This window comes from Marichromatium gracile (assembly GCF_004343155.1).
GTDB classification, from domain to species: Bacteria; Pseudomonadota; Gammaproteobacteria; order Chromatiales; family Chromatiaceae; genus Marichromatium; species Marichromatium gracile.
Genome location: NZ_SMDC01000008.1, coordinates 1 through 21,743 on the forward strand (window position 1 = coordinate 1; position 21,743 = coordinate 21,743).

Annotated in this window: 19 protein-coding genes; 13 read left to right on the forward strand and 6 right to left on the reverse strand. The window is 70.5% G+C overall.

From position 1 onward, the window contains the following. Window positions 1–305 precede the first annotated feature (305 nt). Window positions 306–2,825 carry an ATP-dependent helicase HrpB gene (hrpB, locus tag EDC29_RS11735; RefSeq protein WP_165913503.1) on the reverse strand — a complete coding sequence of 840 codons (2,520 nt, stop codon included), beginning with the start codon at window positions 2,823–2,825 and terminating at the stop codon, window positions 306–308. 163 nt (window positions 2,826–2,988) lie between these two features. On the opposite strand from hrpB, the gene EDC29_RS11740 reads away from it, so the two are divergent. Genes EDC29_RS11740 through EDC29_RS11750 form a run of 3 tightly spaced genes read left to right on the forward strand, consistent with a single transcriptional unit; the run spans window position 2,989 to window position 6,498 of the window. Then, the gene (locus EDC29_RS11740; protein ID WP_123141069.1) at window positions 2,989–4,233 is read left to right on the forward strand and encodes a paraquat-inducible protein A; all 1,245 of its coding nucleotides are present in this window, start codon (window positions 2,989–2,991) and stop codon (window positions 4,231–4,233) included. Next, window positions 4,208–5,875 carry a PqiB family protein gene (locus tag EDC29_RS11745; protein ID WP_123141068.1) on the forward strand — a complete coding sequence of 556 codons (1,668 nt, stop codon included), beginning with the start codon at window positions 4,208–4,210 and terminating at the stop codon, window positions 5,873–5,875. The genes EDC29_RS11740 and EDC29_RS11745 overlap by 26 nt, the downstream gene beginning before the upstream one ends. Next, a complete protein-coding gene (locus EDC29_RS11750; protein WP_132229999.1) occupies window positions 5,872–6,498 on the forward strand; it encodes a PqiC family protein in 627 nt (208 codons plus the stop codon). Before EDC29_RS11745 ends, EDC29_RS11750 begins: the two co-directional genes overlap by 4 nt. Here EDC29_RS11750 and EDC29_RS11755 read toward each other — a convergent pair. Continuing rightward, a complete protein-coding gene (locus tag EDC29_RS11755; protein ID WP_132230001.1) occupies window positions 6,486–8,162 on the reverse strand; it encodes a methyl-accepting chemotaxis protein in 1,677 nt (558 codons plus the stop codon). The two genes, EDC29_RS11750 and EDC29_RS11755, sit on opposite strands and share 13 nt — an antisense overlap. A 369-nt stretch (window positions 8,163–8,531) precedes the next feature. Between EDC29_RS11755 and EDC29_RS11760 the strand changes: the two genes are divergently transcribed. Then, entirely contained in the window at window positions 8,532–9,737 is a 1,206-nt protein-coding gene (locus EDC29_RS11760; protein ID WP_123142831.1) for an ammonium transporter, read from the forward strand. On the opposite strand, the gene EDC29_RS11765 is transcribed toward EDC29_RS11760, so the two are convergent. After that, window positions 9,700–10,515 (reverse strand): DUF3050 domain-containing protein, encoded by an 816-nt coding sequence (locus EDC29_RS11765; protein WP_132230003.1) that lies wholly within the window; start codon window positions 10,513–10,515, stop codon window positions 9,700–9,702. The two genes, EDC29_RS11760 and EDC29_RS11765, sit on opposite strands and share 38 nt — an antisense overlap. 96 nt (window positions 10,516–10,611) lie before the next feature. Beyond that, window positions 10,612–11,355 (reverse strand): hypothetical protein, encoded by a 744-nt coding sequence (locus tag EDC29_RS11770; RefSeq protein WP_123142820.1) that lies wholly within the window; start codon window positions 11,353–11,355, stop codon window positions 10,612–10,614. Window positions 11,356–11,444: 89 nt separating this feature from the next. Between EDC29_RS11770 and EDC29_RS11775 the strand changes: the two genes are divergently transcribed. The 7 genes from EDC29_RS11775 to rluB are packed head-to-tail and all read left to right on the forward strand — an operon-like array spanning window position 11,445 to window position 17,242. Continuing rightward, on the forward strand, window positions 11,445–12,317 hold the full coding sequence (locus EDC29_RS11775) for a PHP domain-containing protein (protein WP_165913512.1): 873 nt from the start codon (window positions 11,445–11,447) through the stop codon (window positions 12,315–12,317). A gap of 10 nt (window positions 12,318–12,327) precedes the next feature. Beyond that, window positions 12,328–12,948: an L-threonylcarbamoyladenylate synthase gene (locus EDC29_RS11780; protein WP_123142818.1), complete on the forward strand. Its 621-nt coding sequence runs from the start codon at window positions 12,328–12,330 to the stop codon at window positions 12,946–12,948. Window positions 12,949–12,958: 10 nt separating this feature from the next. Then, entirely contained in the window at window positions 12,959–13,630 is a 672-nt protein-coding gene (locus EDC29_RS11785) for a site-2 protease family protein (RefSeq protein WP_132230005.1), read from the forward strand. Window positions 13,631–13,647: 17 nt separating this feature from the next. Continuing rightward, on the forward strand, window positions 13,648–14,865 hold the full coding sequence (locus tag EDC29_RS11790; RefSeq protein ID WP_082806104.1) for a tryptophan--tRNA ligase: 1,218 nt from the start codon (window positions 13,648–13,650) through the stop codon (window positions 14,863–14,865). Window positions 14,866–14,909: 44 nt separating this feature from the next. Beyond that, a complete protein-coding gene (locus tag EDC29_RS11795) occupies window positions 14,910–15,809 on the forward strand; it encodes a segregation and condensation protein A (protein WP_123141060.1) in 900 nt (299 codons plus the stop codon). Beyond that, window positions 15,790–16,422 (forward strand): SMC-Scp complex subunit ScpB, encoded by a 633-nt coding sequence (gene scpB, locus EDC29_RS11800; RefSeq protein WP_005224190.1) that lies wholly within the window; start codon window positions 15,790–15,792, stop codon window positions 16,420–16,422. The genes EDC29_RS11795 and scpB overlap by 20 nt, the downstream gene beginning before the upstream one ends. Further along, window positions 16,412–17,242, forward strand: coding sequence for a 23S rRNA pseudouridine(2605) synthase RluB (rluB, locus tag EDC29_RS11805; protein ID WP_123141058.1), 831 nt, complete (start codon window positions 16,412–16,414; stop codon window positions 17,240–17,242). Before scpB ends, rluB begins: the two co-directional genes overlap by 11 nt. 9 nt (window positions 17,243–17,251) lie before the next feature. On the opposite strand, the gene EDC29_RS11810 is transcribed toward rluB, so the two are convergent. Beyond that, a complete protein-coding gene (locus EDC29_RS11810; protein WP_123141057.1) occupies window positions 17,252–17,485 on the reverse strand; it encodes a SlyX family protein in 234 nt (77 codons plus the stop codon). Further along, window positions 17,482–18,096, reverse strand: a complete 615-nt coding sequence (trhA, locus tag EDC29_RS11815; RefSeq protein WP_123141056.1) for a PAQR family membrane homeostasis protein TrhA — start codon at window positions 18,094–18,096, stop codon at window positions 17,482–17,484. Before trhA ends, EDC29_RS11810 begins: the two co-directional genes overlap by 4 nt. Window positions 18,097–18,971: 875 nt before the next feature. Between trhA and EDC29_RS11825 the strand changes: the two genes are divergently transcribed. Both EDC29_RS11825 and EDC29_RS11830 read left to right on the forward strand, forming a co-directional pair. Further along, entirely contained in the window at window positions 18,972–20,204 is a 1,233-nt protein-coding gene (locus EDC29_RS11825; RefSeq protein ID WP_132230007.1) for a YcjF family protein, read from the forward strand. Further along, window positions 20,201–21,736 carry a GTPase family protein gene (locus EDC29_RS11830; protein ID WP_123142814.1) on the forward strand — a complete coding sequence of 512 codons (1,536 nt, stop codon included), beginning with the start codon at window positions 20,201–20,203 and terminating at the stop codon, window positions 21,734–21,736. Before EDC29_RS11825 ends, EDC29_RS11830 begins: the two co-directional genes overlap by 4 nt. The last annotated feature ends 7 nt before the right edge of the window (window positions 21,737–21,743 follow it).

Below are 21,743 nucleotides of genomic sequence, written 5' to 3' on the forward strand. Positions count from 1 at the left end.
CAGCCTCCAGCCTCCAGCCTCCAGCCTCCAGCCTCCAGCCTCCAGCCTCCAGCCTCCAGCCTCCAGCCTCCAGCCTCCAGCCTCCAGCCTCCAGCGAGATGATCGCCGGGGATTGTCGGAGTGCAAAGACCCAAAGGGATAACGCGCTTCCAGCCCCGTCGGTTGGGCTGCCGCTGCGCGGCAACCCGACAGCTGCGCCAAGGTCTCGGGATTGACGCCGATCCCCGAGGAAGGTCCGCGTGGGCGGCAGCTACCCAACCTACGATGCTGGTGCCCGAGGGCTGGTCGCTGGTCCGCCGTGCCCGCTACCGCCGCCGGCGCTGCAGTCCGCCGGTGACGGCGTCGGCGGCGGCGGGGTCCTCGGGCCAGTGGTGCTTGGGGTAGCGCCCGCGCAACTCCTTGCGCACGTCCGTATAGCCCTGGGCCCAGAAGCTCGCGAGGTCCTGGGTGACCTGGATCGGGCGTCGCGCCGGGGAGAGCAGATGGAGCAGCACCGCCACCCGGCCGTCGCACACCCGCGGGGTCTCGCACAGCCCGAACAGCTCCTGCAGCGGCACGGCGAGCACCGGTGGTCCGTCGCTGGCGTAGTCGAGACGGCGCTGGTTGCCCGCCGGGGTGCGCAGATGGGGCGGTGCGGCCCGGTCGAGCCGCTGGCGTTGGTCCCAGTCGAGCAGGCCGAGCAGCAGCTCGGCCGCCTCCAGGCGCCGGGTCTCGCTCAGTCGCGACTTGCCGATCAGCCAGGGATCGAGCCAGTCGGCGGCGCGCGCGTGCAGTCCCTCGGGGCCGGGATCGGGCCAGCCGCCCTGGGGGTCGTGGGCGCGCAGCAGGGCGATGCGGGCGCGCAACTGCGTGGCGTCATCGTCCCAGCGCAGCGCCCGCTCGGGGTCGGCGAGCACCTGTTCACGCAGCAGTTCGAGCACCGCCGGGTCGTCGGGGAGCGGCAGCGGGCGCGCCTCGAGGGTGAGGGCATCGAGCCGGGTGAGGGCGCGCGCGCGCACCGCCTCGTGCTCGGCGTCCCAGTCGCAGCGGGTCTCGGTGTGGATGCGCTGCGCGCAGACCGCGTGCAGGGTGTCGGCGTCGATCGCCAGGGCGTGACGGATGCGCCCGTCGCGACCCTGGGCGTCGAGCTCGGCGACGACCAGATAGGGGCTGGCGGTGAGCGCATCGGCCGGGTCGAGCCGCGCGCCGTTGCCGGCGGCGAGCAGATAGCGCTCGCCGCGGGCGTCGCGCCGCTGGGCGATGCGCTCGGGGTAGGCGAGGGCGAGCAGCGCGCCCGGGGTACGGGCCGTGCCCGGCGGGTGGCTGGCGCGCGCGACCCGCTCGCCGAGCTGACGCGCGGCGCGTGCCACGGCGTCGAGTCGGCGCGGATCGAAGCCGGGCGTCGGACGGCGCGCCCGCCGTTGCGCCAGTGCCTGCAGCCGGGCGCCGAGGTCGGCCGGTGAGCTGAGCGCGCGCGGGTCGAGCGCCGGGTCGCGCTCGCTGAGCAGGGCGCCGAGATCGGCGGCGAGCGCGCGCGCCTCGGGTGCGGCGCCGAGCAGCATCACCCCGAGCCGGGGGTGGAGCGGCAGCTGGGCGAGCGCGCGCCCGAGCGCGGTGATGGCGCCGCGCGCATCGAGCGCGCCGAGCGTCTGGAGGAGGGCGCGGCCCTGTGCCCAGGCCGGTTGCGGCGGCGGGTCGAGCCAGGCCAGCTCGGCGGGGTCGTTCACCCTCCAGAGCGCGAGTTCGAGGGCCAGCGGCGCGAGGTCGGCCTGGAGGATCTCGGGGTCGCGCTGTGCGGCGCGCCCGCGCGCCTGCTCGCGGGTCCACAGCCGGTAGCAGTGACCGGGCCCGAGCCGCCCGGCGCGTCCGGCACGCTGCTCGGCCGAGGCGAGCGAGACCGGCTCGGTGACCAAGCGGGTGAGCCCGGTGTTGGGGTCGAAGCGCGGCTTGCGGGTGAGCCCGCCGTCGATCACCACGCCGACGCCCTCGATGGTGAGGCTGGTCTCGGCGATGTCGGTAGCGAGGATCACCCGCCGCCGCCCGGGCGTGGGCGGGGCGAGGGCGCGCGCCTGCTCGGCGGTGGGCAGACTGCCGTGGAGGGCGAGCAGGTCGGTCTCGGGGCCGAACCGGGGGGCGAGTGCTGCGCGACAGCGCTCGATCTCGCGCACCCCGGGGAGGAAGGCGAGGATGTCGTCGTCGTGCGCGGCGAGCGCGTGCACCACCGCGCCGACCAGGCCCGCCGGCTGCTCGACCGGGCGCTCGGCATGGTGCACCGTGACCGGATAGGTGCGCCCGGCGGCACTGATCGTCTCCGCGCCGCCGAGCAGTCTGGCCACCGGCTCGGCCTCGATGGTCGCCGACATCACCAGCACCCGCAGCTCGGGGCGCAGGTTGGCGACCACGTCGAGCACCAGCGCCAGTCCCAGGTCGGCGTGCAGGCTGCGCTCGTGGAACTCGTCGAAGATCACCAGATCGACCCCGCTGAGCTCGGGGTCGTGCTGCAACCGGCGGGTGAGGATGCCCTCGGTGAGTACCTCGATGCGGGTCGCCGGGCCGATCCGGCGCTCGAAGCGCACCTGGTAGCCGACCGTCTCGCCGAGCGGCTCGTTGCACAGCGCGGCCATCCGCGCGGCGGTCATGCGCGCTGCCGGGCGGCGCGGTTCGAGCATCAGGATGCGCCCGCCGATCAGCCCCTCGGCCTCGAGCAGGGCGAGCGGCGCGCGGGTCGACTTGCCCGAGCCGGTGGGGGCCTGGAGCAGGGCGTGGCCGTGGCGCAGGGCCTCGATCAGCGCCGGCAGGCTGGTCTCGATCGGTAGTGGAGCGGGTTTGGGCGTGTGCTGTGACATGCGAGCGGTGGGGACGGCTGAGCCCCGGGGGTGCATCGACGCCGGGGCGGTGGAACAATGGTGTCGCGCCCGGGATCGGGGATGGCGCGATCGCGCGGCGCATTGTCATGCCTCCGGCCGCGCTTGGCCAGGGGCGAGGTCTCCCGCTGCCGAATCTGCAACGATGTCGCAACCAACCCAGAGTGAGTGTCTCGAGTGCGGTCTGCTGCAGCGCTGCCCGCCGTTGCCGCGCGGTGGCGCCGCGCGCTGCGTGCGCTGTGGCAGCGTGCTGCGCCGTCACCGCCCCGACAGCCTCGAGCGCACCCTGGCGCTCACCCTCGCCGGGCTGGTGCTGTTCGTGATCGCCAACGCCTTCCCCTTCCTCGCCTTTCGCATGCAGGGGCAGGTCACCGAGACCACGCTGCTGACCGGGGTGGCCGAACTCTATCGCGGCGGGCAGTGGGAGATCGCCCTGGTGGTGCTCTTCACCAGCGTGCTGGCGCCGGGGCTGCAGCTCTTGTTGCTGCTCGCGGTGCTCGCGCCCTTGCGTCTGGCGCGCGTGCCGCGCTGGTTGCCGCGGCTGTTTCGCTGGATGCGGACCCTTGCGCCCTGGGGGATGATGGATGTGTTCATGCTCGGCATCCTGGTGGCGGTGGTCAAGCTCGCCGATATGGCCACCATCGTCCCCGGCACCTCGCTGTTCGCCTTCGCGGCGCTGATCCTGGTGCTCGCCGCCGCCCAGGCGAGCCTCGACCCCGACCTGGTGTGGTCGCGGGTGGCGCTGGCGCCGGCGCCAGCCCCGCGTCCCGGTGACGCGCACCGCACCTGCGAGGTGTGTGCGCTGGTGACGGCGCCGGGTGGGGCGCGCGACGGGCGCTGCCCGCGCTGCGGCGCGGCGTTGCACCGACGCAAGCCCGAGAGCCTGCAGCGCACCTGGGCGCTGGTGCTGGCGGCGCTGATCTGCTACGTGCCGGCGAATCTGTTGCCGATCATGACCGTCACGTCGCTCGGGCGCAGCCAATCGGATACCATCTTCAGCGGCGTGGTCTTCCTCTTCAGCCACGGCATGTGGCCGCTGGGGCTGGTGGTGTTCGTCGCCAGCGTATTCGTGCCGCTGCTCAAGCTGTTGATCCTCGTCGGGTTGCTGCTCTCGGTGCACACGCGAACGCGCTGGCGACCGCGCGAGCGTACCCGGCTCTACCGCCTGACCGAGGCGATCGGGCGCTGGTCGATGGTCGATGTCTATGTGGTGACCATCCTGGTGGCGCTGGTGCGCCTGGGCAATCTCGCCAGCGTCGAGGCCGAGGCCGGCGCCATCTTCTTCTGCGCGGTGGTGGTGCTGACCATGATCGCGGCGATGTCATTCGACCCCAGGTTGATCTGGGACCGCTTGGAGCAGCAGCATGTCAGAGACCGCCGAGCGCCGTGACGGCGCGCCCGCCCTGCCGGAGGCCGAGGTGCGGGTGCGTGGTGCGCCCTCGCTGGTGTGGCTGATCCCGCTGCTGGCGCTGGCCATCGGCGCCTGGCTGGCGCTGAAGACGCTCAGCGAGCAGGGACCGACCATCACCGTCCGCTTCCCCAGCGCCGCCGGGCTGCAGGCGGGCAAGACCAAGGTCAAGTTCAAGGACGTCGAGGTCGGCCAGGTGACGGCGATCGACGTCAGCCAGGACCTCGACTCGGTGATCGTCACCGCCGAGCTCAAGCACGGCAGCGCCCATCTGCTCAACGCCGAGACCCGCTTCTGGGTCGAGCGCCCACGGGTGAGCGCGAGCCGGGTCTCGGGGCTCGAGACGCTGCTCTCGGGGGCCTTCATCGCTCTCGATCCGGGCAGCAGCGGCGCCTCGCAGCGCGACTTCGTCGGCCTCGATGAGCCGCCGCTGTTCACCACCGACGCCCCCGGCACCCGCTTCGTGCTGCGTGCCGCGACCCTGGGCTCGCTCAATATCGGCTCGCCGGTCTACTATCGCCAGATCCAGGTCGGGCAGGTGGTCGGGTTCGGGCTCGAGGACGACGCCAGCGCGGTGCGCATCGAGCTCTTCATCCCCGCCCCGCACGATGCCCTGGTCAGTGCCGAGACCCGCTTCTGGAACGCCAGCGGCGTCGACATCTCGCTCAGCGGCGCGGGGATCAGCCTCGACACCCAGTCGCTGGTCTCGGTGTTGCTCGGCGGGGTCGCCTTCGACACCCCCGACACCATTGCCGGTAGCGGCGCCCCCGCTCAGCCGCTCGAGGTCTTCCCGCTCTATCCCAACCGCGAGGCGGCGCACGCCAGGACCTATGCCGCCAAGTCGCACTATCTGCTGCTGTTCGAGGGCTCGGTGCGCGGGTTGAGCATCGGCGCGCCGGTGATGCTGCGCGGTATCGAGATCGGTCAGGTGCTCGACATCCAGTTGCAGTTCGATCCCGAGGCCGAGATCTTCCGCATCCCGGTGCTGATCGAGGTCGAACCCGAGCGCATCGCCTTGCGCAACGCCGCGCACGCGCCGGATCATGCGCACATGCTCGAGCGCCTGGTCGAACTCGGTCTGCGCGCCCAGCTCAAGCTCGCCAGCCTGATCACCGGTCAGCTCTACGTCGAGCTCGACATCGACCCCGAGGCGCCCGCCGCGGGCCTCGGACGCTATGGCGACTATGTGGTCATCCCCAGCCGGCCGACGCCGCTCGAGGCGCTCACCGGCAAGCTCGAGCGTATCCTCTCGCGGCTCGAGCAGGTGCCTTTCGAGCAGATCGGCGCCGATCTCGGCCAGACCCTGGGGCGGGTGCGCGAGGTGGTCGACAGCGGGGTGCTGAGCCAGCTCGGCGAAGACCTGGAGGACACCCTGGCGAGTCTGCGCGGGCTCGCCGAGCAGCTCGACGGCGAGGTCGCCCCGGCGCTGCGCGCTACCCTGGAGGAGGCGCGTGCGACCTTCGCTCATGCCGGGGCGATGCTCGACCCCGAGGCGGCGACGACACGCGAGTTCAGAACCATGCTGCGGGAGACGGCCGAGGCGGCGCGCGCGGTGCGCGACCTGGCCGATTATCTGGAGCGGCATCCGGAGGCCCTGATCCAGGGCAAGGGAGGTCTACGATGACGGAGCGCCGATGGCGATTGGCGGCGGTCGCGCTGGTGGCGGCGGTGAGTGCGGGGTGCGCCAGCTCGCCGCCGGCACGGTTCTATGCGCTGAGCGCGGTGGGGGTGGCACCCCCCGAGGCGCGCGCCCCGGGGCTCGCCGTCGGGGTCGGCCCGCTGGTGCTGCCGGAGTATCTCGATCGCCCCCAGCTCGTCACCCGCGAGTCGGGCAACCGGCTGCGTATCGACGAGTTCGAGCGCTGGGGCGGCTCGCTGCGCGACGACTTCCTGCGGGTGTGGAGCGAGAACCTGGCGCGCGCGCTCGGTAGCGAGCGGGTGCGGCTGCTCGAGGGCGAGCTGCGCTATGGGGTCGATCTGCGGGTCGGCGCCGAGCTGCTCGCCTTCGAGGGGAACGATGACAGCAGCGCCCGGCTCAAGGTGCGCTGGGCGGTGCGCGACGGCACCGGCCGACACACCCTGCTGGTGCGCGAGAGCGACGATCGTCAGCCGCTGTCCGCGCCCGGCGACAGCCGCGCCCTGGTCGCCGCCCTCGATGAGTTGCTCGCGCGCTTCAGTGCCGAGGTCGCCGGCGCGCTCGCCGCGCTGCCGCCGACCCCGCCCGAGACCGCCGCTCAGGCGCGGTAGCCGATACGGAAACCGCCCCAGTGGCGTCCGCGCACGTACACCGGCGCGGAGATGTCGTGCATGATCTCGCCGGTGTCGCGGCGATAGGTCTGGATCAGGAAGGGCAGCTCGTGGGCGCCGCACTGGCGCCCGACCGGGTCCTCGAAGATGCGCTTGGTGCGGTTGTGCAGCAGATCGTGGTCGCGATCGCCGGTCAGCGGCTGGGAGAAGCACTGGTTGTGGGTCGGCACATAGCCGTTGCGGTCACAGCCGATGGCATAGGCGACATGGGCGTTGCTCTTGAGCACCGGCTCCTGCAGTGGCGGGAAGAGCCGGTCGGTGAGCCGGTCGAAGCCGGTGGTGAATTTCTTCGGCTCGGTGTCCGGGATCGGCTGGTAGTCGCTCTCGAACAGGTTGCGCTCGCTGACCTCGCCGTTCTCCAGCGCGCGTTCGAGCTGGTCGCCGATCGCGCGCGCGAGTCGCTGCACCAGCTCGGGCATCTGCTGATGGGTCCGGGTGGCCTGCTCGCCGGCGGCGCCGAGCTGGAAGACCTTGCTGATCTCGTGCAGGTTGGTGGCCAGCCCCTCAAGGGCCTGGACCTCCTGCAACGTCGTCGCGGCGCCCTGGGCGTTGCGCTCGGCCATCTCGCTGATCTCCTGCACATGACTGCTGACGCGCTGGGCCTCGTTGCCCTGTTGGGCGATCTCGACGGCGATGCCGTTGATGCGCTCGAGGGTCCGCGCCGCGCCCTGGTCGATCCCGGTGAGCGCGGCGGCGGCCTGGCTGGCGAGGTCGGCCCCGGACTGGGCCTGGTCACTGCCGGCGCCGATTGCCGCGACCGCCTCGCGGGTCTCGGTCTGGATGGTGGTGATCACCTCGCCGATCTCGGTGGTGGCGGTGGCGGTGCGCTCGGCGAGCTTGCGCACCTCGTCGGCGACCACCGCGAAGCCGCGCCCGGCCTCGCCGGCGCGCGCCGCCTCGATCGCGGCGTTGAGCGCGAGCAGGTTGGTCTGGTCGGCGATCTCGCGGATGGTGCGCACGATCCCGCCGATCTCCTCGGAGCGCTTGCCGAGCGCAGCGATCAGCTGCGCCGAGCGCCCGACCGAGTCGGCGATGCGGGCGATCTCGGCGGCGGCCTCGGAGACGATGCGGCTGCCGTGTTGCGACAGCGTGCGCGCCTCCTCGGCGTCGCTGGCCGAGTCGCGGGCGTGCTCGGCCACCACCTCGACCCCGGCGCTCATCTCGCCGATGGCCTGTGCCATGCGCGCCGAGGCCTCGCCCTGCGCGGCCGAGTCGTCGGCCAGGGCGCGGGCGTTGGCGGCGAGGGTGTCGGCCGCCTCGGCGAGACGCTGGGCGTCGTAGAGGACCTTGCCGATGATCCCCTGGAAGCTCTCGATCAGGGCGTTGTAGTGGCGGGCGCAGTGACCGGCGGGGCTGCTCGAGACCGTGGCGCGGCGGGCGAGGTCGCCGTCGGCGCGGGTGCGCGCGAGCAGATCGGCAAAGCCCCTGAGTTCGGCGCCGAGGGTGCGTTCGAGGATCAGCCAGGCGGTCGCGCCGAGCAGGAGCGCGAGCACCAGTTGTCCACCGAGGACGGTCATCGATAGGGCGCCGCTCGCCAGCGCGAGCGCGCATCCACCAAGCCCGGACAGGACGCCCAGGGTCATGCCGATCATCCAGAATCGCATATCGAGTGGTCTCATGCTGCCGCGCTTGGTACGCGGTCTTTCGTTGTGGTGGCGTAGACGCCGCTCCTGCCTTGACGTCCTTCTCAGGCGGTCATTCTAGCGGTATCCGTGGATGCTTCGTGTACCCCTGTCGTCGCTTAAACACGAATGCCCACTTAGAGTGCGAGGTTGGTCGCATTGCTCCATCATGGTGCGGTGTCGGTTGGTGCGCTGGCGGTTGATGGGACTGCCGCACCGCGAGGATGCGGGCTGTAATGGATTGGTGCATCAGCGGTTTGGCGTCCTCTCCGCGGGAGGTCGAAAGGGTGCTGGTCTGGATCGTGCTTAATGGCCCCCCGCTGAATTGATCCAAGGGGTTTCCTCGACATGATGCAGCCTTCCCAGGCGGGCACGGATGTGCTCTTTCTACTCGTCGGCGCCGTGATGGTGCTGGCCATGCACGCCGGCTTCGCCTTTCTCGAGGTCGGGACCGTCCGTGCCAAGAACCAGGTCAATGCGCTGGCCAAGATCATGGCCGATTTCGCGGTCTCGACCATCGCCTATTTCTTCATCGGCTACAGCCTCGCCTATGGCATCGACTTCTTCAGCGGCGCCGAGGCGTTGCAGGAGAAGAACGGCTACGAGCTGATGCGCTTCTTCTTCCTGTTGACCTTCGCTGCGGCGATCCCGGCGATCGTCTCCGGCGGCATCGCCGAGCGCGCCCGCTTCTATCCGCAGCTGCTCGCCTCCTTTCTCGTCGTCGGCTTGCTCTATCCGAGCTTCGAGGGCGTGGTCTGGAATGGTGCGTTCGGGGTGCAGGCGTGGCTCGAGACGCACCTCGGCGCGCCCTTCCACGACTTCGCCGGCTCCGTGGTGGTGCACGGTTTCGGCGGCTGGCTCGCCCTGGCTGCGGTGTTGCTGCTCGGGGCGCGTCAGGGGCGCTATCGTCGCGACGGCACCATGCTGGCGCACCCGCCGTCCTCGATCCCCTTCCTTTCGCTCGGCGCCTGGACCCTCACCGTCGGCTGGTTCGGCTTCAACGTGATGTCGGCGCAGAGCGTCGAGGCGGTGAGCGGGCTGGTGGCGGTCAACTCGCTGATGGCGATGGTCGGCGGCATCCTCGCGGCGCTGCTGGCCGGGCGCAAGGATCCGGGCTTTCTCCACAACGGGCCGCTCGCCGGGCTGGTGGCGGTGTGCGCGGGCTCCGACCTGATGCACCCGCTCGGCGCCCTGGCAACCGGCGCCGTGGCCGGGGCGATCTTCGTCTACACCTTCACCCTGGCGCAGAACCGCTGGCGCATCGACGATGTGCTCGGGGTGTGGCCGCTGCACGGGCTCTGCGGCCTCTGGGGCGGACTCGCGGCGGGGATCTTCGGTCTGCCGCTGCTCGGTGGCCTGGGCGGGGTGAGCCTCGCCTCACAGGCCATCGGCAGTCTCGCCGGGGCGCTGTTCGCCTTCGTCGGCGGCGCGCTGGTCTACGGTATGGCCAAGGGGCTGTTCGGCATCCGGCTGAGCGACGAGGAGGAGTATCTCGGCGCCGACCTCAGCATCCACCGCATCACCGCGCAGCCTGACTACAATCGCGGCGAGGTCTGAGCGGCGGTGTCGCGCCGAGCGCCTCGTAGACCCCGTCCCAGAGACGGATACGGGCGCACAGCGCCTCCTCGGCGGCGGTCTCGGCCTCCTCGATGCGGCGCGGGTCGTCATCGCACAGCACCTCGAGCAGGCGTATCGACAGCGGGCCGTGGAAGTCGCTGTCGAGTTCGATGTGGCGTTGCAGATAGGCGTGGAAGATCGGTGCCTGTTCCGGGGTGATCGCCATGTCCTCGAGCAATCGGCGGAACAGCATCGGGATCAGCGTCTCGCGGCCATGGGCGAGGGCGGCGGCGGCCAGGTGCGGCTTGCCCTCGCGGATGAAGCCGAAGGTGGTCTCGGTGAAGTAGCGCGCCGGCAGCGGCACCAGCTCGGGGTCGTAGAGCAGCGCGTCGAGCGGCTCGCGGGCGAGTCGCGCGACGAAGCGACGGGCGGGCTCGGGGTCGGCGCCGACCTCGGTCATGGCGCGGCAATAGAGTTCGAAGTGGCTGGCATAGAGGGGCGCGGCGGCGGTGGATTCGAGGACGTCGGACTCCTCCTCGAGGACCAGCTGGTTGATGAAGTAGCGCAGCGCCGGGTCGCCCTGTGGCTGCCACGGCAGGTCGGTCGGGGCGAGCTGGCGCTGCAGGTACTTGATCAGCGACATGAAGTCCCACACCGAGTACACGTGGTGCTGCATGAAGGTGCGCAGCCGCCCGAGGTCATCGATGGCGGCATAGACGGGGTGCTGCTCGAGCTGCTGGCGCAGCGGACGGAGATGGTCGAGATCGGGTGATGCCATGCGCCTGTCCTCGTGATCGAATGATTCCTTGGGTCCCGAGACATCACTATAGGCGAGTGCGCGCGATCGGCTCGCGGCGGGCGGCAGGGCAGGGCGCTAGTGCAAGCGGGTCTCCTGGGCCCAGCGACTGTAGTAGGCCTGCATCAGCGCCCTGACCGGCTCGGGGTAGTCGTGCGTCTCCATCTGCTCCATGCCCTCGCGGAAGAACCCCGGCGCGAGCTCCGGGGCCAGCTCGATGAGCGCCTCGAAGGCCTCGTGCATCAGGGGCGGCTGCTGGGTGCGGGTGGCGACGATGGCGCGGTTGTAGAGCAGCACCCGCCAGGCGCGCGCGGCCTCGGGGCCGGCCGGGTCCTGGAGGCGCTCGGTGCCGATGCCGTCGAGGATCTCGGAGATCAGCCGGTGCAGGGCCACCAGTTCATCGGGGTCGGCGGTGGTGTTGGCCAGTCCGGCGGCGGCGTCGACCAGTGGTGCGGGGCGCAGCAGTTCGCCGCCGTGGCGCAGCACCCAGCAACTCAGTGGCAGCGCCAGGGTGCTGACGCGACGGGCCAGCGTCGGCAGTTGCAGTGCGCGGGCGATTGCGGCGAGCTCGGCGAGCAGGTCGAGCCCGTGAACGAGTCGCTGGGTGAGCGCGCGCTCGCGGGCGCAGAGACCGAATTCGCCGTCTCGCGCCGGCTCCAGCGCGGAGGTCTCGAGGGTGACGAGCAGCCGGTCGAGCGCCTCGAGCGGCACGTCGGGATCGTTCTCGGGCGGGTTGGTCGCGCGCTCGAAGGCGTCACGGATCTCGTCGCCGATCTCGGTGAGGCACTGGGCGATGCGGGACAGGTCGACCGGGGCTAGCATGCTGGGATGATCCTCGCGCGGATGAGTCGGGATGATGGTGTCGCCAAGCCGACGCCACCTCCGCGCCCGCCTTGCGGTAGACTAGCATGATGACCCCGATTCCCGATCTGCACACCCATTCGACCGCCTCCGATGGAACCCTGACCCCAGGCGCGTTGGTCGAGCGCGCGGTACGCGCCGGCCTGACGACCTTGGCGCTGACCGATCACGATACCACCGCCGGGGTCGGGGAGGCCGCCGCCGCGGCCGCCGGCCACGGGTTGACGCTGGTCCCCGGGGTCGAGGTCTCGGTCACCTGGAACGCCCGTACCATCCATGTGGTAGGGCTCAACGTCGACCCTGTCAACCCCGAGCTTGCAGAGGGGCTGGCGCGATTGCGCGCGTTTCGTGACTGGCGCGCCGAGGAGATCGGCCGGCGGCTGGCCAGGCACGGCATCCAGGGCGCCTACGAGGGCGCGCGGGCGTACGCCGGGGGCAACCTGATCGGGCGCACCCACTTCGCCCGTTTTCTCGTCGAGCAGCGTCTGGCCGCCGACACCGGAGACGTGTTCAAGCGCTTTCTCACCACCGGCAAGCCGGGGCACGTCGCCGGCGACTGGGCGAGCCTGGAGGCGGCGGTGGGCTGGATCCGCGCCGCCGGCGGTCAGGCGGTGATCGCCCACCCCGCGCGCTACCGGCTCACCCGCACCAAGCTGCTGCAGCTGATCGGCGAGTTCCGCGAGCACGGCGGTTGCGGTATCGAGGTGGTGACCAGCAGTCACAGCCGCGACGAGATCTTCACCTTCGCCCGTCATGCCCGCGAGCAACGCCTGCTGGCCTCGGCGGGTTCGGATTATCACGGTCCCGAGCAGCCCTGGCTGATGCTCGGGCGGTTGCCACCGCTGCCCGACGGGTGCATCCCGATCTGGCGTGATTGGTCGTCGTGCGCCGTCCCCGCCGGCGCCGCGCGCGCGACCTGTTAAGGACACAGAGATGGCGCAGTTCTTCCAGATTCATCCGGTCAACCCGCAACCGCGGCTGATCCGTCGCGCGGTGGAGATCCTGCTCGAGGGCGGGGTGATCGTCTATCCCACCGACTCCTCCTACGCGCTCGGCTGCCAGCTCGGCGAGAAGTCGGCGATGGAGCGCATCCGGCGCATCCGCCGACTCGACGACAAGCACAACTTCACCCTGGTCTGTCGCGATCTCTCCGAGATCACCACCTATGCCAAGATCGACAACCAGGCCTTCCGTCTGCTCAAGTCGCTGACCCCCGGACCCTATACCTTCATCCACCACGCCACCAAACAGGTGCCGCGCCGACTGCTCCATCCCAAACGCAAGGCGATCGGCATCCGCGTACCGGACAACGAGATCTGTCGCGCGCTGCTCGGCGAGCTCGATCAGCCGATCCTCAGCTCGACGCTGATCATGCCCGATGACGAGCACCCGCTGACCGACCCCTACGACATGCGCGAGCTGCTCGACAAGCATGTCGACCTGGTCATCGACGGCGATTTCTGCGGCCTCGAGCCGACCACGGTGATCGACATGACCGCCGAGCCCCCCGAGGTCGTGCGCCAGGGCAAGGGCGAAGCCGCGCCGCTGAACTGAGTCCGCGATCATGGAAACGCTCAATCATCTCCAGTGGCTGGCGGTGCTGGCCCTTCCGGTGCTGTTCGCGATCACCGTGCACGAGGCCGCCCACGGCTGGATGGCCAGCCGGCTCGGGGATCGCACGGCGTGGATGCTGGGGCGGGTGACCTTCAACCCGCTGCGCCACATCGACCCCATCGGCACCCTGCTGGTGCCGGCGCTCACCTTCGTGCTGGTCGGCTTCCTCTTCGGCTGGGCCAAGCCGGTGCCGGTGGTCTATCGCAACCTGCGCCGGCCGCGTCGCGACATGGCCCTGGTCGCGCTCGCCGGCCCCGGCGCCAACCTGTTGATGGCGCTGGGCTGGGGGCTGGTGATCGAGTTCGGGCTGTGGCTGGGGCCAGAGACGGCCTGGGCGGCGTTGCCGCTGGTCTACATGGGCGCGGCCGGGGTGCTGATCAATGTCTTCCTCATGGTGCTCAACCTGTTCCCGCTGTTACCCTTGGACGGTGGGCGTGTACTGAATGCGCTGCTGCCGCCGTCCCTGGCGCAGTGGTTTGCTCGACTCGAACCCTTTGGTCTGATCATCCTGCTGGTCCTCCTGGTCACCGGCGTGCTCGGCGCGATCCTGCTGCCACTGGTCGCCGACACCGTCGCCCTGCTACCGGGCGCGAGGGTCGTCATGGAACTGTTTTTCGTCTGACGCGAGGCCGTTAATCCTTGAATTCCGTCTCCGCACAACACTCGCGCGTCCTCTCCGGGATGCGCCCGACCGGCCGACTCCATCTCGGTCATTATCACGGCGTGCTCAAGAACTGGGTCGAACTCCAGCACGAGTACGATTGCTACTTCTTCATCGCCGACTGGCACGCGCTGACCACGGCCTACGAGGATCCCACCGCGATCCCGGCCAACATCTGGGAGATGGCGATCGACTGGCTGGCCGCCGGTGTCAATCCCGGCGCCGCGACCCTGTTCGTGCAGTCACGGGTGCCCGAGCACGCCGAGCTGCATCTGCTGCTGTCGATGATCACCCCGCTGGGCTGGCTCGAGCGGGTGCCGACCTACAAAGACCAGCAGGAGCGGCTCAAGGAACTCGACCTGGCCACCTACGGTTTCCTCGGCTACCCGCTGCTGCAGAGCGCCGACATCCTCATCTACAAGGCCGGCCAGATCCCGGTCGGTGAGGACCAGATCGCCCACGTCGAACTCACCCGTGAGGTGGCACGCCGCTTCAACCACATCTATGGTCGCGAGCCCGACTTCGAGGAGAAGGCCGAGGCGGCGCGGCGCAAGATGGGCAAGAAGAACGGCAAGCTGTTCGACAAGCTCCGCCGCGCCTATCAGGAGCAGGGTGATCAGGAGGCGCTGGAGGTGGCGCGCGCGCTGCTCGAGGGCCAGGCCAACATCACCATGGCCGATCGCGAGCGGCTGTTCGGCTATCTCGAGGGCGGTGGTCGCGAGATCCTCCCCGAGCCCCAGCCGCTGCTGACCAAGGCCTCGCGGATGCCCGGGCTGGATGGCCAGAAGATGTCCAAGTCCTATGGCAACACCATCTCGCTGCGCGACCGTCCCGAAGAGGTCGAGAAGGCGATGCGCACCATGCCCACCGACCCGGCGCGGGTGCGCCGTACCGATCCGGGCGACCCGGAGAAGTGCCCGGTGTGGCAGTTCCACCAGGTCTATTCCGACCCGGCGGTGTGCGACTGGGTGCAACAGGGCTGCCGTTCGGCCGGGATCGGTTGCCTCGAGTGCAAGCAGCCGGTCATCGATGCCGTCTGTGCCGAATTGAAGCCGATCCAGGCCCGTGCCGAGGAGTTCGCCGCCCAGCCCGAGCTGGTGCGCAGCATCCTCAACGAGGGCTGCGAGAAGGCCCGTGACGTCGCCCGCGAGACCCTCGAAGAGGTCCGTCACGCGATGTCGCTGGTGATGGTCTGAGCCGCCCCCGGTCACGCGCCGGCGCGCACGTCGATCGGATGTCCATGGATCGAGCCGGGGAGGCCCGTGTGCGTACGGGCGACGCGTCCGCCCCGCTGCCCGCTGAGGGTGGCGGGGAGGCGGGCGCGCCTCTCGCCCTGATCCGGGGGACGCCGGTCTTGACGCTGCCGCAGGATCTCTACATCCCGCCCGATGCGCTGGAGGTCTTTCTCGAGACCTTCGAGGGACCGCTCGACCTGCTGCTCTATCTGATCAAGCGTCAGAACCTCGACATCCTCGACATCCCCATCGCCGACATCACCGCGCAGTACATGGAGTATGTCGAGCTGATGAGCGAGCTGCGCCTCGAGCTCGCCGCCGAGTATCTGCTGATGGCCGCGATGCTCGCCGAGATCAAGTCGCGCATGCTGCTGCCGCGCCCGGCAGCTGCCGAGGACGAGGAGAGCGATCTCGACCCGCGCGCCGAACTGGTGCGCCGGTTGCTCGAGTACGAGCGCTTCAAGCGCGCCGCGCAGACGATCGACGCCCTGCCGCGACTCGAACGCGACCTCTTCCCGGTCGCCGCCGAGCTGCCGCCGACCGAGATCCGTCGGCTGCCGCCGCCGGTCGAACTCGACGAGCTGATCGGCGCGCTGCGCGCGGTGCTGGCGCGGGCCGATCTCTATGTCAGTCACCGGGTCGAGCGCGAGTCGCTGTCGCTGCGCGAGCGCATGTCGATGGTGCTCGAGCGGCTCGGTGGCGGCGGTTTCCGCCGCTTCACCGAGCTGTTCGACCTCACCGAGGGCCGCGCCGGCGCGGTGGTGACCTTCCTCGCGGTGCTCGAGCTGGTCAAGAGCGCGACCCTGGAGCTGGTCCAGCCCGAACCCTTCGCCCCGATCCACGTCCGGCTGCGCGACAGCGGCGCCGACGAGAGCCAGGAACACGATGACGCCACAGCGGCTTAAACAGATCGTCGAGGCGGCGCTGTTCGCCGCCGACGCCCCGGTGAGCAGCGAGCGGCTGCTGCAGCTGTTCGAGGACCACGAGCGCCCCGCGCGCGGGGCGCTCGATCGCGTCCTGGTCGAGCTTGCCGAGGACTATGCCGAGCGCGGCATCGCCCTGGTCGAGGTCGCCAGCGGCTGGCGCGTGCAGGTGCGCGCCGAACTCGCCCCCTGGGTCGGGCGGCTGTGGGAGGAGCGTGCGCCGCGTTACTCGCGCGCGCTGCTCGAGACCCTGGCGCTGATCGTCTATCGTCAGCCGATCACCCGGGGCGAGATCGAGGAGATCCGCGGCGTCTCGGTCAGCACCAACATCATTCGCACCCTGCTCGAGCGCGAGTGGGTGCGGGTGGTGGGGCATCGCGACGTCCCCGGTCGGCCGGCGCTCTATGCCACCACCCGACGCTTTCTCGACTACTTCGGGCTGCGCTCGCTCAACGAGCTGCCGCCCTTGGCCGAGATCCGCGAACCGGAGCTATTGTTCAACGAGGAGTTGGCGCTCGAGGCGCCGCCCCAACCCCATTCCACGTCCCAGGAGACCGCGCGTGCGGTCCCGGAGCAACACAACGATGAAGAATGACCGACGCCCGGGTCCTCGGGTGCCACAGGAAGAGCCGGTGCGGCTGCAGAAGCTGCTCGCCGAGGCCGGTCTCGGTTCGCGCCGCGAGATCGAGGGCTGGATCACTGCCGGGCGGGTGCGCGTCAACGGCGAGCTGGCCACGCTCGGCGATCGCGCCACCCGCGCCGACCGTATCCGCGTCGACGGCCGCGACGTGCGGCTGCAACGTCAGCGCGACATCGAGCGCCAGGTGATCGTCTACCACAAGCCCGAGGGCGAGGTGGTCACCCGGCGCGACCCCGAGGAGCGCGCCACGGTGTTCCGTCGGCTGCCACGTCCCAAGCAGGGGCGCTGGATCGCCGTCGGGCGGCTCGACATCAACACCTCCGGGCTGATCCTGTTCACCACCGATGGCGAGCTGGCCAACCGGCTGATGCACCCCTCGCGCGAGCTCGAGCGCGAGTACGCGACGCGTATCCTCGGCGAGCCGAGCCCGGAGACGCTGGCCCAGCTCACCCAGGGCATCGAGCTCGAGGACGGTCCGGCGCGCTTCGACCATATCGAGTCGCGCGGCGGCAGCGGCGCCAACCGCTGGTATCACGTGGTGTTGCACGAGGGGCGCAACCGCGAGGTGCGGCGGCTGTGGGAGGCGGCGGGGTTGACCGTCAGCCGGTTGATCCGGGTGCGCTACGGCAACATCGAACTCGGTCGGCGGCTGTTCCCGGGGAACTGGCGACCGCTCGACGAGCAGGAACTCAACGGTCTGCTGACCCTCGTCGGCATGGCGCCGTCGCGCCCGCCGCGCCGCGGTCCGGGTGGCGGACCACGGCGTCGGGGCTGAACGCGCCGCTCAGTAGTGCGGCGGTGGCGGCTCGTCGGAGGGTGCGCCGCCCGTCTGATCATCGCGCGCGCTGAGCGCGGAGCTGATCCAGGCGCGGACCTTGGCGAGTTCCTCGCGCAACGCGTCGATCTCGGTCTGCTGACGGGTGACCACCGCGTTGAGCTGCTTGAGGTCGTCTTCCTGGTAGGTCAGGCGCAGCTGCAGCTCGGTGATGGCCTCGTCCTGGGGTGTGATCTCGGTCATAGGTAGAGCAGGATGGTGAAGTAGTGACTGATGCTGCCGGCGAGCACGAACAGGTGCCAGATGCCGTGGCACCAGGGGAAGCGATCGTCGAGGACGTAGAAGATCACGCCCACGGTATAGAAGAGCCCCCCGGCGAGCAGCCACCAGAAACCGGCCGCCGGTAGCGCCGCGATCAGCGGGTCGAGCGCGAACACCACCAGCCAGCCCATCGCCAGATAGATCAGGATCGGCAGCACCCGTGCGCCCTTGCGCGGCAGCGATTCGAGGATCATGCCGATCACCGCCAGCCCCCAGACCGCGCTGAACAGCCACCAACCGACGCTGCCCTGCAGTGCGAGCAGGGTGAAGGGCGTATAGGTCCCCGCGATCAGCAGATAGATCGCATGATGATCGAGCATGCGGAAGATCTGCTTGGCGCGTCCGCGCAGGCTGTGGTAGAGGGTCGAGAACAGATAGAGCAGGAACAGCGTGACCCCATAGATGGTCAGGCTCGAGATCCGTACCGCGCCGCCCTCGGTGCTGGCGAGGGTGATCATCACGGTGACCCCGATCAGGGCGAGCACCGCGCCCACCAGATGTGTGATGCTGTTGAAGCGTTCTCCTGCGTACACGATTCACCCTTAACTGTGGCGCTGATGACCTCGCGAGATGCGTGGTCGTTGCGATGAGACATGGTTCGACACCACCCCCGCGGCCGCGCCTGGACGTGGAGTGTGACGGGCCGAGGAGGGAGTGGCTGAGTGCGACTGCATTATTACACAGCCGGCCGCGGATGCCAGACCGTGCGGGCAGCCGCCAGCGGTTAGCTACCAGCCGCCAGCCGCCAGCCGCCAGCCGGGAGGGATTGAACCGCGAAGCCGCGAAGGACGCGAAGGGAAAGCTAACAGCGTCCAGCCGCCAGCCACCAGTGGGCGTTCTTCTTCCCGCCGTCGCCGCAGGACACCAGCCGCTGCCGCCATCATGGATGTCATTCCCCCCCCCACTGGCGACTGGACGCGGAGAGGGCCCCAGCAGTGGCCAGCTCCCAGCTCCCAGTGGACGTTCTTCCTCCCGCCGTCGCCGCTGGACATCAACCGCGCCGCCATCATCGACGCCGACCCTCCCCACTGGTGGCTGTCGGCTGGTGGCTGGACGCTGAAAGAGCCCCAGCAGTGGCTAGTCCCCAGCCACCAGTGGGCGTTCTTCTTCCCGCCGTCGCCGCAGGACACCAGCCGCTGCCGCCATCATCCGCGCCAACCCTCCCCACTGTCGGCTGTCGGCTGTCGGCTGTCGGCTGTCGGCTGGTGGCTGGTGGCTGGTGGCTGGTGGCTGGTGGCTGGAAGCTGGAAGAGCCACCAGCTTCCGGTAGGCGCTCTTCGACACCGCGCAACATCGAATCCCTTTGCGTCCTTCGCGCCTTCGCGGTTCAATCCCCCTGGTAGCTGGTAGCTGGTAGCTGGTAGCTGGTAGCTGGTAGCTGGTAGCTGGTAGCGGTAACGAGGTGGTCATGACCGAGTCATCGGATCAACAGGACGGCGAGGGCTGGCGCGCGCGCTGGCGGCGTGTGCGCGAGGTGTTGCTCGACCCCCGGGTCGACGAGGCGGCGCTCGAGCGCACCCTGGCCGCGGCGCGCGAGCGCCATCCGCCGCCGGTGGTGTGGCTGGTGGGCAAGACCCAGTCGGGCAAGAGCTCGATCGTGCGCACGCTCACCGCGAGCAGCGCCGCCGAGGTCGGCGACGGCTTCCGTCCCTGCACCAGGACCGCGCGGCTCTACGACTTCCCCGCCGAGCTGCCGCTGGTGCGCTTCCTCGACACCCGCGGGCTCGGCGAGATCGACTACGACCCGGCCGAGGACATCCGCTTCTGCGAGTCGCAGTCGCATCTGCTGCTGGCGGTGATGAAGGTCGCCGATCCCGATCAGCAGGCGGTGCACGCGGTGTTGCGTGAGGTCCGTCGGCGCCACCCCGAGTGGCCGGTGGTGGTCGCCCAGACCGGGTTGCACGAACTCTATGCGCGGGTCACCGATCCGCACCCGACACCCTATCGGTTCGACCACGACCCCTGGCCGATGGACCTGCCGAACGATCTGGTCCGGGCGCTGCGCGCCCAGCGCGACGCGCTCGGCGAGCTGCCGGGGACGGCCGAGGTGCGTTGGGTGGCGATCGATCTGACCCTGCCGGAGGACGGCTTCGCGCCACCGGACTACGGTATCGAGGCGCTGTGGTCGGCACTCGACGGGGTCTCCAGCCTGCGTCTGACCGAGCTGCTGCGGGCCGATCCCGAGGTGCGCGACCTGTTCGCGCGCAGCGCCCATCCGCACATCGTTGGCTATGCTCTGGCCGCAGCCGGGATCGGCGCGTTGCCGGCGGTCGATCTGGTCGGGGTGCCGGCGATCCAGGCCAAGCTGTTGCAGAGCCTCGCTGCGCTCTACGGCCAGCCCTGGTCGCGGCGCGAGATCAGCGAATTCCTCGGCCTGCTCGGCATCGGCGTGGGCGCGGCCTATGCCACCCATGCCGCCGGGCGCGCCCTGGTCAAGCTGGTGCCCGGGCTCGGCCAGACGCTCGGCGCGCTGTGGGGGGCGAGCGCGAGCGGCGCCACCACCTATGCCCTGGGCAAGGCCGCCGGGGCCTATTTCAACGATCGTCGTCACGGCGTCGAGACCCAGGCGCGGGCGCTGCGCGCGCGCTTCGCCGCCGAGCTCGAGCGCGGACGGGCGCTGGTCGGTCGGGGGCGGCGATGAATCCGCTGTTGCGCTGGGTGGGGCGCTGGCGCGCGCTGGCGCTGGCGTTCTGGGCGCTGCCGCCGCTGGCGTTGCTGCTCGCCGGTGGCTGGTGGCTCTATCAGCAGGGCATGGTGTTCTACTGGCTGCTCGGCGGGGCGCTCTGCGTGCTGCTCGGGCACGGGCTGATGCTGCTCGCGGCGCGGCGCGAGCGCGCCTGTCTGGACGCGGCCCACACCGGGCCCGACCCCGACTGGACCCCGGGCGGAGTCGACGCCTGGGCGGTGGTCGAGCAGCAGCTCGCCGAGCTGCGCCCGGAGGACTGGCCGCTGGGCGAGGGGATGCGTCTGGGGCTGCTCGGCCAGCAGACCCTGGAGCGGGTCGCCCGTCACTTCCATCCCGAGGTCGAGCAGCCGCTGCTCGAGCTGACCCTGCCGCATGCCCTGTTGGTGATCGAGCGCGCCAGCCACGACCTGCGTCTCAGCGTGACCGAGCAGATCCCCTTCAGCCACACCCTCACCCTCGGCATGCTGGCGCGGCTCTATCGCTGGAAGGGCTTCGCCGAGCGTCTCTACGGGCTCTATCGCGCCGGGCGCTGGGTGGCCAGTCCGACCAGCGCGTTGCTCGCCGAGGCGCTGTCGCGGCTACGCAGCCGCGGCTATGCGCTGGCGCGCGACGAGCTCTATGCCTGGGTGCTGCGCGAGTACGTGCGCAAGGTCGGCTATTACGCCATCGCCCTCTACAGCGGTCGGCTCTCGCTCGACGAGACGCCGGGTGCGGCGCCGCCGCGCCTCGATGAATCGGCGCGCGACCTCGACCGGTCCGAGCGCGAGTCCGAGGCCGACGAGCCGCTGCGCATCCTGGTGCTCGGGCGCGCCAACGCCGGCAAGTCGAGCCTGATCAATGCGCTCTTCGGCAGCCTGCGTCTGGCCACTGACGCCTTGCCCGGCACCACCCGGGAGCCGACCCCGCTGCGTCTCGAACGCGACGGTCTGGCGCTGGGGTTGGTGCTCGACACCCCGGGGCTGGAGCAGCTCGACGACGCGGCGCTGCACGCCGCGGCCGACACCGCCGACATGCTGCTGTGGGTGAGCCCGGCGCACCGCCCCGATCGCGCCACCGAACGCGCGCGACTCGATGCCCTGCGCGCCCATCTCGCCGCGCGTCCCGAGCGTCCGGCGCCGCCGCTGCTGCTGGTGCTCTCGCACATCGATCGGTTGCGCCCGGTGCGCGAGTGGGCGCCGCCTTATGATCTCAACAGCGCCGCTCGTCCCAAGGCGGCCAACATCCGCGCCGCGCTCGAGCACGCGAGCACCGATCTCGCCGTGCCGCTGCCCGATGCCGTCCCGGTGGCGCTGCTGCCCGAGACGGCCTACAACGTCGATGACGCACTGTGGTCGGCCCTGCTCGGGCGGCTCGATCGCGCCAGCCGCGCGCGGCTGCTGCGGGTGCGCGGCGCGCGCCAGGGCGGGGAGGATTGGCGCCTGCTGCGCCGCCAGCTCGCCAACGCCGGGCGCATCCTGTTGCGCTGGCCGGGTGGCGGGCGCGACTGAGTCGGCC

What these genes read in the sequence shown, in the direction of transcription:
- hrpB (WP_165913503.1), bottom strand. Translation starts at nt 2,825, where the DNA reads ATGTCACAGCACACGCCCAAACCCGCTCCACTACCGATCGAGACCAGC.
- EDC29_RS11740 (WP_123141069.1), top strand. Translation starts at nt 2,989, where the DNA reads ATGTCGCAACCAACCCAGAGTGAGTGTCTCGAGTGCGGTCTGCTGCAG.
- EDC29_RS11745 (WP_123141068.1), top strand. Translation starts at nt 4,208, where the DNA reads ATGTCAGAGACCGCCGAGCGCCGTGACGGCGCGCCCGCCCTGCCGGAG.
- EDC29_RS11750 (WP_132229999.1), top strand. Translation starts at nt 5,872, where the DNA reads ATGACGGAGCGCCGATGGCGATTGGCGGCGGTCGCGCTGGTGGCGGCG.
- EDC29_RS11755 (WP_132230001.1), bottom strand. Translation starts at nt 8,162, where the DNA reads ATGCGATTCTGGATGATCGGCATGACCCTGGGCGTCCTGTCCGGGCTT.
- EDC29_RS11760 (WP_123142831.1), top strand. Translation starts at nt 8,532, where the DNA reads ATGCAGCCTTCCCAGGCGGGCACGGATGTGCTCTTTCTACTCGTCGGC.
- EDC29_RS11765 (WP_132230003.1), bottom strand. Translation starts at nt 10,515, where the DNA reads ATGGCATCACCCGATCTCGACCATCTCCGTCCGCTGCGCCAGCAGCTC.
- EDC29_RS11770 (WP_123142820.1), bottom strand. Translation starts at nt 11,355, where the DNA reads ATGCTAGCCCCGGTCGACCTGTCCCGCATCGCCCAGTGCCTCACCGAG.
- EDC29_RS11775 (WP_165913512.1), top strand. Translation starts at nt 11,445, where the DNA reads ATGACCCCGATTCCCGATCTGCACACCCATTCGACCGCCTCCGATGGA.
- EDC29_RS11780 (WP_123142818.1), top strand. Translation starts at nt 12,328, where the DNA reads ATGGCGCAGTTCTTCCAGATTCATCCGGTCAACCCGCAACCGCGGCTG.
- EDC29_RS11785 (WP_132230005.1), top strand. Translation starts at nt 12,959, where the DNA reads ATGGAAACGCTCAATCATCTCCAGTGGCTGGCGGTGCTGGCCCTTCCG.
- EDC29_RS11795 (WP_123141060.1), top strand. Translation starts at nt 14,910, where the DNA reads ATGGATCGAGCCGGGGAGGCCCGTGTGCGTACGGGCGACGCGTCCGCC.
- scpB (WP_005224190.1), top strand. Translation starts at nt 15,790, where the DNA reads ATGACGCCACAGCGGCTTAAACAGATCGTCGAGGCGGCGCTGTTCGCC.
- rluB (WP_123141058.1), top strand. Translation starts at nt 16,412, where the DNA reads ATGAAGAATGACCGACGCCCGGGTCCTCGGGTGCCACAGGAAGAGCCG.
- EDC29_RS11810 (WP_123141057.1), bottom strand. Translation starts at nt 17,485, where the DNA reads ATGACCGAGATCACACCCCAGGACGAGGCCATCACCGAGCTGCAGCTG.
- EDC29_RS11825 (WP_132230007.1), top strand. Translation starts at nt 18,972, where the DNA reads ATGACCGAGTCATCGGATCAACAGGACGGCGAGGGCTGGCGCGCGCGC.
- EDC29_RS11830 (WP_123142814.1), top strand. Translation starts at nt 20,201, where the DNA reads ATGAATCCGCTGTTGCGCTGGGTGGGGCGCTGGCGCGCGCTGGCGCTG.